Origin of the sequence: Nonomuraea sp. CA-143628 (assembly GCF_050942315.1) — a bacterium.
In the GTDB taxonomy this organism is placed as follows: Bacteria; Actinomycetota; Actinomycetes; order Streptosporangiales; family Streptosporangiaceae; genus Nonomuraea.
The window spans coordinates 10,543,854-10,557,398 of sequence record NZ_CP192072.1; the positions used below are offsets into that span (position 1 = coordinate 10,543,854).

The following is a 13,545-nucleotide window of genomic DNA, read 5'->3' on the forward strand; positions in this document are numbered from 1 at the left end:
CCGGCCTGTGTCGGTGCGAGTGACTCGCTGCGGCTACGGATCGGCCGTGACGGGTGACTACGGGGAGTGCGGGTGGCTTATGGCGGTGCGGGTGGCAGCGCCAGCGCGGAGAACGCGGGCGGCTTGTGGGGGTGCTGGTGGGTCTCAGTGCGAGCTCGGATGACTGTGCGCGTGCGGGTAACTGCGGGGAGTGCGAGTGGTCTGTCGCGGAGCGGGTGACCTGTGGCGGTGCGGGTGGTGTGATGGGTGAGCTGCGCTAGTTAGCGTGGGAGGCCGCCGAAATGCGCGAGCAACCGTCCGGGTACGTGAATCGGGCGTTCGATTACGCTTGTCCGCCGTTCCAGTCCGGCGTTACCGTGCCGCAGTGGATCTCTTCTCACGCTCTTGGACGGCGTTGCGTACGGCGGTCGCCGACATCCCGGATGAGGACTTCGAGCGGCCGTCCGGTTGCGTCGGGTGGCTCGTTCGAGACCTGGTGTGCCACCTGGTCATCGACGCCCAAGACGTACTGATCACGCTGGTCACGCCCGTAGAAACCGAGGCGACCGTGGACGCGGTCACCTACTGGAACCTTGTCGAGCCCCCGACCGGCGAGGACCCGCTCGACGCGCTGATCCCCCGGCTGGCCGCCGCGTATGGCGAGCCGCGGTTGCTCAAGTTCCATCTCGACGACGTCGGTTCCGCCGCTGGTCGTGCTGCTGAACTCGCCGATCCCGCGGTGCGCGTCAGTACTCGCGACGAGGTGCTGACCGTCGGCGACTATCTGTCCGCGTACGTGCTCGAATGGACCTTGCACCACCTCGATCTGATCGCGCATCTGCCGTCGGCCGCCGAGCCGCCCACCGAGACCCTCGCAGCGGCACGCGCGTCGCTGGAGAAGATCGGCAAGGCCTCGTTTCCCGCCTCGCTCTCTGACAAGGACGCGCTGTTGATCGGCACCGGACGTCGTACGCCGACCGACGCGGAGAAGGCCGCGCTGGGTGATTTCGCCGCAAAGCTCCCGCTTATCCTCGGGTGAGCGGTTCACCGTGAGCTGCGGCCCGCAAGGCCTACAGCTTGTGGGTTCTACGGTCCGCAGGGGTTACGGTCCGCAGGGGCGCCACGGCCCGCAAGGGTCTACGGCCTGTGAGGTTCTACGGCCTGTGAGGTTCTACGGGCCCTAGAGAGGGCTATGGGGGTGGCCGGGTAGGCGGCTGTGCTCAAGCCCATGAAGGGCTGGCCCCGTAGCGGGTGGCCATATGGGGATCCCGCGAGTGCCTATGAGGACGGGACTCGGGCGGGTGGCCAAGTGGTCGCGGTGCCCAATGGTTGGCTGCGGGTAGGCCCGGCGCGGCTATGGATCGGCCCGGTCGATGAGCCACGACGGCCACCGGTTGGCCACGGGCGGACGTGCGAGGAACCGGGGTGACTGACCGACCCCCGGGGGAGTGAGTGGCTCCCAGTTGGGCGAGTGGCCGAGCAGGTGGGTGGTCATGCTGGCCCGTGGGCGGCCCTTCAGGGCCGAGCCGGACGGTGACCCTTCGAGACGGGCCTGGACAGTGACCCTTCAGGGCAGGCCTGGACGGGCCTCAAAGCTGGCAGGGCCCCGGCCACGGGGTCACGGCCACGGGCGTTCCAGCCACGGGCGTTCCGGCCCCGCAAGGCACTGTCCTCACGCCGGACAGCCGCCCACAGCAACCCGCTCCAACAAGCCGAGCCGCCCCGAACGAACACCCTCAAAAAGCGCCTACCCCGAGAACCCCTCCTTCGGCATCTCCAGGTCGGCCTTGGCCAGTTCTTCGACGTTGACGTCCTTGAACGTGACCACCCGTACATTCTTCACAAACCGCGCCGGCCGGTACATATCCCAAACCCAAGCATCCTGCATCTTCACATCGAAGAACACGTCCCCGTTCTCCGCGGTCCGGACGTCGAGGTCTACCGAGTTGGTCAGGTAGAAGCGCCGTTCCGTCTCCACGACATACGTAAACAGCCCGACGACATCGCGGTATTCGCGGTAAAGCTGCAGCTCCATCTCGGTTTCGTACTTTTCGAGATCCTCTGCGCTCATCGCGGTCCTCCTGTCGTACCGGTCTTCCGGTTCGCCTGGTCAGGCAACCCCGGCCCCCATTTCATTTTCCCCCATCTCCCTGGCCACCGTGACGAAGGAGTAACGGTGGTGGGAGCACGGCCCGTTCGTCTCCAGCGCCAGCCGATGTCCTGGAGTGACGTACCCCTTGTGCTCGGCGAAGCCGTAGCACGGGAACTCGGCGTCCAGTTCGATCATCATGCGGTCCCTGGTGACCTTGGCCACGATCGAGGCCGCCGCCACGCAGGCGGCCACCCGGTCCCCCTTCCACACCGCCAGCGAAGGCGCCGGCAGGCCCGGGACGGGGAAGCCGTCCGTCAGGATGTACCCCGGGTCACAGGTCAACCGCGCGACGGCCCGGCGCATTCCGGCCACGTTGCTCTTGTGCAGCCCCCGCGCGTCGACCTCCGCCGGGGGAATGACGACGATCCCGACGTGCGCCGAGTCCATGATCTGGTCATAGAGCCGTTCTCGTACGGCCGGCACCAGCAGTTTCGAGTCGTTGAGACCCTCGATCGGCCTGCGCAGGATGGTCGCGGCGACCACCAGCGGACCGGCGCAGGCCCCCCGGCCCGCTTCGTCGACCCCGGCGATCGGGGTCAAGCCACGGCGGGCCAATGCCCGCTCATAGGCATAGAGTCCGGAATCACGCCGGACAACGCTGGGCCGAGGGCGGAACGCAACTGTCATGACAAGAGGCAGCGTACGCCCCAATCGCCGCAAACCGCGACCGGGAGCCGCCGCTATTTGACCTTGGCGAAGGTGTCAGGGTGCATGAAGATGCTGCCTCGCGACAGCGGCCAGTAGCGCATGACGGCCTTGCCGATCACCGCGTCCTCCGAGATGAACCCGCCCCCGGGCTCCTTGACGTGGCTGCGCGAGTCGGCGGAGGCGCTGCGGTGGTCGCCCATCAGCCACAATTTGCCCGCCGGCACGGTGTACTTGAATGGTTCGCCCGGATCCGATGGGAAGTCGCCCGGATAGAGGTAGGACTCCTCGTCCAGCGGCGTGCCGTTGACCGTCACCCGCTTCTTGGCGTCGCAGCAGGCCACCTTGTCGCCGCCGATGCCGATGACCCGCTTGATGGTGTCCTCGCCGTTCCAGCCCTTGAACACGATGATGTCGCCGCGTTCGGGCTTGCCCGAGAGCTTGTTGACGAACACCCGATCGTTGATCAGCAGGGTGTTCTCCATCGACTCCGACGGGATGTAGAAGGATCCGACGACGTACGCCTGCAACAGCAGCGCGATGCCGACGCCGAGGGCCAGCAGCAGGATCGTCTCGCGGAAGCCGCCCTTTTTCTTCTTCTCCCCCGCCGCCGCCCTCTTGGTGAAGGACATCAGGGCCTCCTGCTTCGCCTGCGCCGACGGATCAGCACCAAGGGTAGTGCTCCCGCGAACCCGGCGACCAGCGGGACGGAGCCGCCCACGGAGTCGCCCAGCGCCTGCAACGCCGGCTGCGCGAACGTGTCGGGGATGGGCAGCGTGGTCGCCCTGTTGAACGGCCATACGATGACGAACGCCCGCCCGACCACCTGGCCCACGGGAATCGAGCCGCCGCCCGGGTCACCCTGGTGCGAGCGGGAGTCGAGCGACACCGAGCGGTGGTCGCCCATCACCCACAGCCGCCCCTGAGGCACATTGATGTCGAAGAACTTGTCGGAGGGCACATTGCCCGGATAGAGATAGCCACCCTCGTCGATCGCCACGCCGTTGACCGTGATGCGCCCCTTGGGGTCGCAGCACTTGACGTGGTCGCCGCCGACGCCGATGACCCGCTTGATGTAGTCCTTCTCGCCGGGCACCACGCCGAACGCGGTGCCGACCCAGCGGAAGAACGCCGCGACCGGGTTGGACGGCTCCTCCATCTCGAACTCACCGTCCCAGGAGTCGACGCCCGAGAACACCACCACGTCACCGCGCTCGATGTCACGCGTGTGGTAGACCATCTTGTTCACCAGGACCCGGTCGTTCTTCAGGAGAGTGTTCTCCATCGACTCCGACGGGATGTAGAAGGCCTGGATCACGAACGTCTTGATGATCAAAGCCAACACCAGCGCCACGACGACCAGGACGGGAAGTTCTTTCCAGAACGATCCCTTTTTGTCCTTCTTGCCGCCCTTTGCTGGCTTCTCTGTTTCTTCGGCGACCACGTCCACCTCGTCCTTGACAGGGCGGCGCGACGCGCCGTGCTCCTGGCTCTCGCTAGTCATCGCTGACGAGCCTAGATGATGCGTCGGCTCGACAAGTCTCGACCGACGTTACACCCGCGCCCGAGTCGCTCCACATAAAGGAAATGCCCCTGCAAAGCCGAATGGCCCGCGCAAGACGCGGGCCATTCGGAAAGGTCTGTGTCACTTGGCGGGCACGGCCTCGCGCTTCTCGCGGATCCGGGCGGCCTTGCCGCGCAGATCACGCATGTAGTAAAGCTTTGCGCGACGCACGTCACCGCGGGTCACGAGCACGATCTTCTCGATGATCGGGCTGTGCACGGGGAAGGTCCGCTCGACGCCGACGCTGTAGCTGACCTTGCGGACCGTGAAGGTCTCGCGGGCGCCGCTGCCCTGCCTGCGCAGCACGAAGCCCTTGAAGACCTGGACGCGGGAGCGGTTTCCTTCGACGACGCGGACGTGAACCTCGAGCGTGTCACCGGGGCGGAAATCCGGCACGTCTCCGCGCAGGGTCGCCTTCTCGAGCTCCTGGATCTTCGTGTGCATGAGAGCTGTCCTCAAGTCCTCGCGAGCACGCGGAGGTCCACCCGGCCTGAGCTCGCGGCGGACGCGCCTGCTGATTCGATGAACCCGGGACTGTCCCCCGGGCATGGCAGACCAACCACATGATGGTCGGTAGCGCTTCAGTTTGCCATATCTTCCGGCTGGAAGCGAAACGAGAGCTCCTCCAGCAGCCGCCGGTCGTGCTTGTCGAGCGTCTCGGGGTCGAGCGCCGCCGCCAGCTCGGGCCGGTTGGCGACGGTACGGCGCAGCGCCTCGTCACGCCGCCACCGCGCGACCTTGCCGTGATGCCCGGACAGGAGTACGGGCGGCACCTCGTGCCCCCGCCAGACCGGCGGCTTGGTGAAGACGGGGCCTTCGACGAGGTTGCGCATGGCCCCCGGCGCGAAGGAGTCGTCGACGGCCGAGTGGGCGTTGCCGAGCACGCCGGGCAGCAGCCTGCCGATGGCCTCCACCATCACCAGCGTCGCGACCTCGCCGCCGGCCAGCACGTAGTCGCCGATGCTGATCTCGTCGACGCGCAGGCGCGTGCCGTACTCGGCCATGACGCGCGAGTCGATGCCCTCGTAGCGCCCGCACGCGAACAGCAGCCAGGGCTCGTCCGCGAGCTCCTGGGCGAGCTCCTGGGTGAACGGCCGCCCGCTCGGTGTGGGCACGATCAGACGCGGCAAGCCGCCCCCAGCGACGCCACCCGGCGAACCGCCCCCAGCGCCAACGACAGACGGGCCGTCATCGGCGGTCACGGCCGATGAGCCACTCTCAGCGGCCGGCGAGCCGCCGGCGATCACCGCGTCGATGGCCTCGCCCCACACCTCGGGCTTCATGACCATGCCGGGTCCGCCGCCGTAGGGCGTGTCGTCCACGGTCTTGTGCACGTCGTGCGCCCAGTCGCGGAGCTGGTGCACCCGGACGTCGAGGGTGCCGCGCTCGCGGGCCTTGCCGATGAGGGAGACGTCGAGCGGCGCGAAGTATTCGGGGAAGATCGAGACGATGTCGAGCCGCATCACAGCAGCCCTTCGGGCGGGTCGACGACGAGCCGGCCGCCTTCGATATCGACCTCGGGCACCAGCGCCCTGACGAACGGGATGAGCGCGTCGTCCTGACCGCTCCGCCGTACGACCAGGAGGTCCTGACCGTGATGGAGCACGTCGGTGACCTCGCCGACGGCCTCCCCGGCGACGGTCACGACCGTGAGCCCGATGAGCTGGTGATCGTGGAACTCGTCGGGGTCGTCGGAGGGCAGCACCTCGTCGGAGTCGATGACCAGCATCGTGCCGCGTAGTTCTTCGGCGGTGTCGCGTTGGGTCACCCCGGCGAAAGTGATCAGCAGCGCGCCCTTGTGCCAGCGGCGGCTCTCGATGACCAGCGGCCCCCTGTCGGCGGGGTCGGTGGCGACGGCCGCGCCGACGGCGAAGCGGAGCTCGGGATCGTCGGTGCGTACCTCCACGGTCACGTCACCGCGTACTCCGTGCGGGCGGCCTATCCGGCCGACGACCAACTGCACCCTGAACCCACCTTTTCTAAAGCAAGCGCCCCCATCGGCAAGAAACCGATGAGGGCGCAGGAACCTGACGCTAACGGACGGCTTCGTCCAGGTCGAGCAGATCGACCCGGACGTACTTCCCGTCGGCCAGGGCATTCACGACAGTGCGCAGCGCCTTGGCGGTGCGCCCACCGCGACCGATGACCTTGCCCAGGTCCTCGGGGTGCACCCGGACCTCCAGGACGCGCCCGCTGCGAATGCGGCGTGCGCGGACCCGGACATCGTCGGGATGTTCGACGATGCCCTTAACGAGGTGCTCGAGAGCCTCCTCGAGCACGTCAGGCCTCGCCCTCGGTCTTGGTCTCGGCGGCAGCGGCCTCGACGGGGGCGGCCTCGGCCGTCTCGTCCTTCTTGCGGGCCTTCTTCGGCGTGGTGGCGGACGTGCCGGTGTCGCCACCGGACAGCGTCTCCTTGGCCGCGGCCTCGTAGAGGGCGTGACGGTCGGGCGCCGCCTCGGCGACCTTCATCGGCGCAGGGGCGGCCTCGCCCTTGAACTTCTGCCAGTCACCGGTCAGCTTGAGCAGCTTGAGCACCGGCTCGGTCGGCTGCGCGCCGACACCGAGCCAGTAGGCCGCGCGCTCGGCGTTGACCTCGATGCGCGAAGGGTCTTCCTTCGGGTGGTACAGGCCGATCTCTTCGATCGCCCGGCCGTCACGCTTGGTGCGGCTGTCGGCGACGACGATGCGGTACTGAGGGCTACGGATCATGCCGAGCCGCTTGAGCTTGATCTTGACTGCCACTGGTGTGGTCTCTCCTGCATTCGAGCGTGGGTGAGCGGCATCACATCGAGTGGGGCACGATGGGAGTCCGCTCCAGGGACAGGCATGACCGGCGGGAGATGAGAGGGCACCCACCTGGCCACGGTGTTCCAACATGTCATTGTGCCAGACGCACAGGACTGCGCACGACCCGCGGGCGCGGGTCGCCGCACTCTTAAACCCGGAATATCCAGAAAAGTTGCTACTTCTGGCCCGGGAGATTGAACTTGCTGGGGTCGAAGCCCGGCGGCAGCTCCATGCCCGGAGGCAGCTTCCCGCCCAGGTTGCCCAGCAGACCACCCTTGGCCGGCTGCTGCGGCTCGGCGGGAGCCGAGTCGCCCTTGCCCAGAGCGGCCTTGCGCGGGTCGCCGCTCACGCGCCGCCCCTTCTTGGCCTTCTTCTGAGCCTTGGCCGCCTTGCCCCGGCCACCCGGCATGCCGGGGATGCCCATGCCGCCCGCCATCTTCTTCATCATCTTCTGGGCGTCGAAGAACCGCGTCACCAGGTTGTTGACGGCACTCACCGTCACACCCGAACCGGCGGCGATGCGGGCGCGGCGGGAGCCGTTGATGATCTTCGGGTCCTGGCGCTCGCCCGGCGTCATCGAGCGGATGATGGCCGCGATGCGGTCGAGATCGCGGTCGTCGATGGAGTTGAGCTGGTCGCGCATCTGCCCCATGCCGGGCATCATGCCGAGCAGGTTCTTGATCGGGCCCATCTTCTGGACCATCATCATCTGCTCGAGGAAGTCTTCGAGCGTGAAGCTCTCGCCCGAGGTGAGCTTGCCCGCCATCTTGGCGGCCTGCTCCTCGTCGAAGGTCTTCTGGGCCTGCTCGATCAGGGTGAGGATGTCACCCATGTCGAGGATGCGGGAGGCCATCCGGTCGGGGTGGAAGGCGTCGAAGTCCTCGAGCTTCTCACCGGTCGACGCGAACATGATCGGCCGACCGGTGATGTGCCTGACCGACAGCGCGGCACCACCGCGGGCGTCGCCGTCGAGCTTGGTGAGCACCACCCCGTCGAAGCCGACGCCCTCCATGAACGCCTGGGCCGTGGTCACGGCGTCCTGGCCGATCATGGCGTCGACCACGAACAGGACCTCGTCGGGAGAGACCGCGTCGCGGATGTCGGCGGCCTGCCGCATCATCTCCTGGTCGATGCCCAGGCGGCCGGCGGTGTCGATGATGACGATGTCGTGCTGCGCGCGCTTGGCCTCGTCGATCGACGCGCGGGCGACCCGGATCGGGTCGCCGACGCCGCTGCCGGGCTCGGGCGCGTAGACGGCCACCTGCGCGCGCTCGCCCACGACCTGGAGCTGCTGCACGGCGTTGGGGCGCTGGAGGTCCGCGGCGACGAGCATGGGCGCGTGCCCCTGCTCGCGCAGCCACCTGGCGAGCTTGCCCGCCAGCGTGGTCTTACCGGCGCCCTGCAGGCCCGCGAGCATGATGACGGTCGGCGGGGTCTTGGCGTAGCGGAGCCGGCGCGTCTCGCCGCCGAGGATCTCGATCAGCTCGTCGTTGACGATCTTGACGACCTGCTGCGCCGGGTTGAGCGCCTGGGAGACCTCGATGCCGCGGGCGCGCTCCTTGACCTGGGCGACGAACGCCTTGACCACCGGCAGCGCGACATCGGCCTCGAGCAGCGCGATGCGGATCTCGCGGGTGGTGGCGTCGATGTCGGCCTCAGACAGCCGACCCTTGGAGCGGAGGGAGGAGAAGACCGATGTCAGCCGGTCGGAAAGCGTCTCGAACACGTGGTAGGCCAGTCCTCGAAGCGAATGTTGGTCTAATGGTTCAGCCTATCCGCTCCGGCAGCCCTTCCAGCCTGGCTCGGCCATCCGGTCTGTCAGCATGCCCCAGACGGCGACATCCCGGACGGCAACCTGCCAGGTAGCAGGCGAGGTCAGCTACCGCTCCAGCCCGGCACCGCCATCCGGACCGTCAGCGCGTGTTCGACCAGGTTGATGAGCGCGCTCTTGACCGAGTCCTTCGACCGGGCGTCCAGCCGCACCAACGGGATGTGCGGCGCCAGTGTGAGAGCGTCGCGCACCTCCGCGTCACTGTGCGGGTATGACCCATCCCACCCGTTCACGCCTACGACGAACGGCAGTTGCGCCTCTTCGAAGTAGTCGATCGCGGGGAAGCTGTCGGCCAGCCGCCGCGTGTCCACCAGCACCACCGCGCCGATCGCACCACGCACCAAGTCATCCCACATGAACCAGAACCGGTGCTGTCCGGGCGTACCGAACAGATAGAGGATCAGGTCACGGTCGAGCGAGACCCGGCCGAAGTCCATGGCCACGGTCGTGGTGGACTTCAGCGGCGTCATACCGAGGTCGTCGATGCCCGCCGAAGCGTCGGTCATGACGGCCTCGGTCGTCAGCGGCATGATCTCCGACACCGCGCCGACGAACGTCGTCTTGCCCACCCCGAACCCTCCGGCCACCACGATCTTCGTCGAGGTGAGGCCGGGGCTAGAGCCTGCGAAGTCCACTGAGCACCCTTTCGAGCAGGTTTACGTCTGGCCGTCCGGACTCCAGCGCTGGCTGGTGTACGCGTACCAGACCTTCGGCCGCCATGTCGGCGATCAGCACGCGCACCACGCCGAGCGGGATCCGCAACAGGGCCGATACCTCGGCCACCGACCGGACCTGCCGGCAGAGCTGGCTGATCGCCTGATACTCCGGCGTGATGTGGGAGAACTCCCGGTGCTCGGCCGTCGCGGACGAGACCAGGGCCTCCATCGCCAGCTTGACCCGCGGCGCGGTCCGTCCTCCCGTCACGGCGTAAGGACGGACCGGCGACGCGGGATCTGAGCTCAGCTGCGGCTGGGGTTGCGGATGGGGATCCCAGCCACCGCTGTTCCACCTTGGGTCCGTCACCTACATCACCTGGTCTGGCTGGCGCGCAGCTCGGCGCGCACCGCCGGAGTAAGTACCTGACCGGCACGATCGACCATAAGCGTCATTTGGTACGCGACCAGGCCCATGTCGCAGTCGGGCGCCGCCAGCACGGCCAGGCAGGAGCCGTCGCTGATCGACATGATCAGCATCAGCCCGCGTTGCATCTCGACGATGGTCTGGTTGACCGCGCCACCCTCGAAGACCCTGGCCGCTCCCTGCGTCAGGCTCACCAGGCCGGACGCGATCGCGGCCAGTTGATCAGCCCGGTCCACGGGGAAGCCCGACGATGCCGCCAGCGGCAGACCGTCAGACGAGACAACGACCGCGTGGGCGACACCTGGAACGGTACTGACGAAGTCGGTTATCAACCAGTCGACTCCGCGTGCCGCGTGGCTCAGGTCGTTCATACGCCCTCCTCCCTGCTATCAACGGGCCTCGAGCCGGCGGGGTACGCCCTGCCCTCGCTGATGTCGTCACGTGCCGCGCGGAAGCCCTGCTGGAAGCTGGACAGGCGACTGCGGACACGATCGGGCGAGACAGAGGGCATCGGGGCGACGCCCTTCGGCGCCGAGGCAGTGTCGGCGGAACCCGGTACGAGGTTGGCCTTGGGCACCCGTTTGGGCAGCCCGGCGGCCGTCGCGCCGTCACGTACCGGCTCGGCCGCGGCCGCCGCCGCGTTCCAACCGGCGTCCGCCTTGGAGGAACCCCAGTTCGCGCTGCTTTCACCACCGTGCTCGAACCAGGCCGACTCCACCGAGGCGAAGATCGGCAGGTACTCGTCACCCGACGAGGACGGGTTGACGACGGGGATGGGGCCGGTGGCCGCCGACTCCGTCTCCGGGAAGTCGTACCTCGGCCTCGGCGGCAGGCTCTGCTCCACCGGCCGGTTGCCGAAGCTCCAGTCCGCCGGCGGCTGGAACGGCGGCTGGTCGCTGGTGGGCCGCTTGGGCAGGCCGTTGTCGCCGCCCCAGTTGCCACCACCCTGGCCTCGCGACGGCACCCATACGTCGGCGGTGTCGTAACCGCCGCTGCTGGCGCGCGGGTCGGAGGGCCAGCCGTTGACGTCGGACGGCCACTGGGGCATGGACGGCCAGGCGCCCGCGCCCGCACCGGCGGGCTCCGGGTTGGACGGGTAGGACGGGTGTCCCGGGCCCATCTGGTAAGTGCCGCCCTGCCACTGCGGAGGCGCGGGGGGCGCGGCCGTGGGAGCGGGAGCCGCGTAGGTCTCCTCGCGCACGGGCATGCCGCCCTGCGTCCCGGCGTAGGCCGGGGACTGGCTGCCGAGCAGGCTCTCGGGCACCAGGACCATGGCGGTCAGACCGCCGGAGCCGTGCGGGCGCAGTTGCACGCGGATGCCGTGGCGGTGCGCCAGCCTGGCGACCACGAACAGGCCCATGCGGCGCGACACCGAGACGTCCACGATGGGCGCGTCGGTGAGGCGGTCGTTGGCCTGGGCGAGTTCGTCCTGGGTCATGCCGATACCGGAGTCGGTGATCGACAGCATCACGCCGCCGCCGTCGATCCGGCTGCCGGAGACCGTGACGCGGGTCTCGCGGGGCGAGAACGACAGCGCGTTCTCCACCAGCTCGGCGAGCAGGTGGATGACGTCGTTGACGGCCTGACCCGCGACGGAGACGCCGTCGGGCACCTGGAGGACGACCCGCTCGTAGTTCTCGACCTCCGACAGGGAGGCGCGGGCCACGTCGACCAGCTTGACCGGCTGGCTCCAGCGGCGCGGCGGGTCCTGGCCGGCGAGGACCAGCAGGTTCTCGCTGTTACGGCGCATACGGGTGGCCAGGTGGTCGAGCTTGAACAGGTTCGCCAACCGGCTCTCGTCCTGCTCGCCCTGCTCCAGCCCGTCGATGAGGGTGATCTGCCGCTCGACCAGCGTCTGGCTTCTGCGGGACAGGTTGACGAACATCGCGTTGACGTTGCTTCGGAGCCGGGACTCCTCACCGGCCAGCCGGACGGCTTCGCGGTGTACCTCGTCGAAGGCCCGCGCGACTTCACCGATCTCGTCCTGTGACATGACGCCGATCGGCTCGACCTCTACGGGGCCGCTCGCCTCGGACTCGCGCAGCTGCTGGACCGTCTCCGGCAGGCGGCGGCTGGCGATGAACAGCGCCTCCCTGCGCAGCCGGCGCAGCGGGCCGCTGAGCGAACGCGCCATGAACGAGGTGATCACCAGCACCAGGATCAACAGGATGGCGATCGCGATCGCGATGATCATCGCGCCCTGCTGCTCCTGACCCTGCAGGGTGCGGCTGCGCAGCAGGATCGAGTCGGAGACCTGCTGTTCGACCTTGCGCATGCCGTCGATGGTCTTGCCGATGGCCTTGAGCCATTCCTCGCCGTCGCGCGTGAGGCCGACCTCCGGGTCGACCAGCTGCGCCCCCGAGTCCTGCAGGAACAGGGCGCGGGCCTGGATCAGCTCGGCCTTGTCGACGGCCGAGCCACTGACGACGTCGTCGTACGCCTGGCGGATGTTCAGCGGCACCTGGGCCCTGAACGTCGCCAGCTCACTGTTGCGCTGGGCGCGCGCGGCGATGAAGGCGTCGAGCTCGTCCTTGCTGAATCGCCTGGCGGCCAGCGCGGACACCAGGAGCGCGCGCTGCCTGGAGACGAACTGCTTGGCCCTGGACAGAGCGGCGAAGCCGGAGACGCTGTCGGCGAGCTCCTTGTCAGCGGCACCCAGGTCGATGTTGTCGTTGAGCCCGATGAAGTCGGAGATGCTCCGGTCGTACAGCTCGATGACGGAGCCGACGTTCAGTTGCGAGTCCACCGCGGTCTTGCGTGACTGGTCGAGCTCGTCCAGACGGTTCTTGATACGAACGGCCTGCGCGCGCTGAGGGCTGTCGGAAGCCGCGAGCGCTTCGACCCCGCTGCGTACGGCGTCGCGAAGCTTGTTGACCGTGGTGTATTGGGCGTCGACATCCGCCTTGCCGCTGCTTCTGCGGCCGAGGGCGACAAAGCTGGCGGTGAGGTCGCGCTCGAGCTCGACCTCGTGAGCGAGCGCGGTCAGCTGGCTCGCCAGGACGGCGACCTCGTTGACCCTCTCGTACTCGGTGGCGCTGCTGATCGAGGTGGCTACGCGGAAGCCGCCGAGGACCAGGGCCGCCAAGGTGGGAATGACAACCAGGACGAGCAGCTTCGAGCGCACGCGCCAGTTGCGCAGCGCGAGGCCGCCCGTCTTCTTCGCACGCCCGGCCCGTGCTTTGGGCTTTGACTTGGCGTGAAGTGCCGCAGGAGCGGGCGCTTCAGCAGTTAAGCCGGGATCCCCACCTGCTGGGGGGAATGCGTTCCTCACTGGCCTCCGCAACCTCTCCTCTGATGGTCTGGTGCAAGAGGATCACGTCATGCATTGTGTTTGCCGTGTGACGCCGACGCACCCATGGGGCGAGAGCTTATTTGAGCACAACAACAGGAGATCGGCCAATACCGCAAAGGTCGCAGTCAACCCATCTCTTCGCAGAACATGCCAAACCCGGACATATGCCACATCCTCCTGGTGGATGCCGGGCTGCCACCTCCCTGATTCGGACA

Annotated in this window: 15 protein-coding genes; 1 reads left to right on the plus strand and 14 read right to left on the minus strand. The window is 68.0% G+C overall.

Translation table 11 applies throughout. The annotated features are described in order from the left end of the window. Positions 1–364: 364 nt before the first annotated feature. Complete coding sequence (locus ACQP2T_RS47760; protein WP_433511459.1) at positions 365–1,018, plus strand: maleylpyruvate isomerase N-terminal domain-containing protein; 654 nt, start codon at positions 365–367, stop codon at positions 1,016–1,018. A gap of 708 nt (positions 1,019–1,726) precedes the next feature. On the opposite strand, the gene ACQP2T_RS47765 is transcribed toward ACQP2T_RS47760, so the two are convergent. The 14 genes from ACQP2T_RS47765 to ACQP2T_RS47830 all read right to left on the minus strand — a co-directional run bounded on the left by ACQP2T_RS47765 (position 1,727) and on the right by ACQP2T_RS47830 (position 13,162). Beyond that, complete coding sequence (locus tag ACQP2T_RS47765) at positions 1,727–2,050, minus strand: DUF2469 domain-containing protein (RefSeq protein WP_026215037.1); 324 nt, start codon at positions 2,048–2,050, stop codon at positions 1,727–1,729. 39 nt (positions 2,051–2,089) lie between these two features. Next, a complete protein-coding gene (locus tag ACQP2T_RS47770) occupies positions 2,090–2,758 on the minus strand; it encodes a ribonuclease HII (RefSeq protein WP_433511460.1) in 669 nt (222 codons plus the stop codon). 53 nt (positions 2,759–2,811) lie between these two features. After that, positions 2,812–3,408, minus strand: coding sequence for a signal peptidase I (gene lepB / locus ACQP2T_RS47775; RefSeq protein WP_433511461.1), 597 nt, complete (start codon positions 3,406–3,408; stop codon positions 2,812–2,814). Beyond that, positions 3,408–4,280 carry a signal peptidase I gene (lepB, locus tag ACQP2T_RS47780; RefSeq protein WP_433511462.1) on the minus strand — a complete coding sequence of 291 codons (873 nt, stop codon included), beginning with the start codon at positions 4,278–4,280 and terminating at the stop codon, positions 3,408–3,410. The genes lepB (ACQP2T_RS47775) and lepB (ACQP2T_RS47780) overlap by 1 nt, the downstream gene beginning before the upstream one ends. A 141-nt stretch (positions 4,281–4,421) precedes the next feature. Beyond that, complete coding sequence (gene rplS, locus ACQP2T_RS47785) at positions 4,422–4,784, minus strand: 50S ribosomal protein L19 (RefSeq protein ID WP_214641562.1); 363 nt, start codon at positions 4,782–4,784, stop codon at positions 4,422–4,424. A 137-nt stretch (positions 4,785–4,921) separates the two neighbouring features. Further along, complete coding sequence (gene trmD / locus ACQP2T_RS47790; protein WP_433511463.1) at positions 4,922–5,803, minus strand: tRNA (guanosine(37)-N1)-methyltransferase TrmD; 882 nt, start codon at positions 5,801–5,803, stop codon at positions 4,922–4,924. After that, positions 5,803–6,303: a ribosome maturation factor RimM gene (gene rimM / locus ACQP2T_RS47795; protein ID WP_433511464.1), complete on the minus strand. Its 501-nt coding sequence runs from the start codon at positions 6,301–6,303 to the stop codon at positions 5,803–5,805. Before rimM ends, trmD begins: the two co-directional genes overlap by 1 nt. 70 nt (positions 6,304–6,373) lie before the next feature. Then, complete coding sequence (locus ACQP2T_RS47800; RefSeq protein WP_020546537.1) at positions 6,374–6,619, minus strand: RNA-binding protein; 246 nt, start codon at positions 6,617–6,619, stop codon at positions 6,374–6,376. Position 6,620: 1 nt separating this feature from the next. After that, positions 6,621–7,082 carry a 30S ribosomal protein S16 gene (rpsP, locus tag ACQP2T_RS47805; protein ID WP_433511465.1) on the minus strand — a complete coding sequence of 154 codons (462 nt, stop codon included), beginning with the start codon at positions 7,080–7,082 and terminating at the stop codon, positions 6,621–6,623. Between the two features lie 220 nt (positions 7,083–7,302). Then, complete coding sequence (ffh, locus tag ACQP2T_RS47810; protein WP_433511466.1) at positions 7,303–8,853, minus strand: signal recognition particle protein; 1,551 nt, start codon at positions 8,851–8,853, stop codon at positions 7,303–7,305. Positions 8,854–9,002: 149 nt separating this feature from the next. Next, positions 9,003–9,593, minus strand: coding sequence for a GTP-binding protein (locus ACQP2T_RS47815; protein ID WP_214641567.1), 591 nt, complete (start codon positions 9,591–9,593; stop codon positions 9,003–9,005). Then, a complete protein-coding gene (locus ACQP2T_RS47820; RefSeq protein WP_214641717.1) occupies positions 9,574–9,921 on the minus strand; it encodes a DUF742 domain-containing protein in 348 nt (115 codons plus the stop codon). The genes ACQP2T_RS47815 and ACQP2T_RS47820 overlap by 20 nt, the downstream gene beginning before the upstream one ends. A 65-nt stretch (positions 9,922–9,986) precedes the next feature. Further along, on the minus strand, positions 9,987–10,409 hold the full coding sequence (locus ACQP2T_RS47825; protein ID WP_214641568.1) for a roadblock/LC7 domain-containing protein: 423 nt from the start codon (positions 10,407–10,409) through the stop codon (positions 9,987–9,989). Further along, positions 10,406–13,162, minus strand: a complete 2,757-nt coding sequence (locus ACQP2T_RS47830; RefSeq protein ID WP_433511467.1) for a nitrate- and nitrite sensing domain-containing protein — start codon at positions 13,160–13,162, stop codon at positions 10,406–10,408. Before ACQP2T_RS47830 ends, ACQP2T_RS47825 begins: the two co-directional genes overlap by 4 nt. Between the last annotated feature and the right edge of the window lie 383 nt (positions 13,163–13,545).

What these genes read in the sequence shown, in the direction of transcription:
- ACQP2T_RS47765 (WP_026215037.1), bottom strand. Translation starts at nt 2,050, where the DNA reads ATGAGCGCAGAGGATCTCGAAAAGTACGAAACCGAGATGGAGCTGCAG.
- ACQP2T_RS47770 (WP_433511460.1), bottom strand. Translation starts at nt 2,758, where the DNA reads ATGACAGTTGCGTTCCGCCCTCGGCCCAGCGTTGTCCGGCGTGATTCC.
- lepB (WP_433511461.1), bottom strand. Translation starts at nt 3,408, where the DNA reads ATGTCCTTCACCAAGAGGGCGGCGGCGGGGGAGAAGAAGAAAAAGGGC.
- lepB (WP_433511462.1), bottom strand. Translation starts at nt 4,280, where the DNA reads ATGACTAGCGAGAGCCAGGAGCACGGCGCGTCGCGCCGCCCTGTCAAG.
- rplS (WP_214641562.1), bottom strand. Translation starts at nt 4,784, where the DNA reads ATGCACACGAAGATCCAGGAGCTCGAGAAGGCGACCCTGCGCGGAGAC.
- trmD (WP_433511463.1), bottom strand. Translation starts at nt 5,803, where the DNA reads ATGCGGCTCGACATCGTCTCGATCTTCCCCGAATACTTCGCGCCGCTC.
- ACQP2T_RS47825 (WP_214641568.1), bottom strand. Translation starts at nt 10,409, where the DNA reads ATGAACGACCTGAGCCACGCGGCACGCGGAGTCGACTGGTTGATAACC.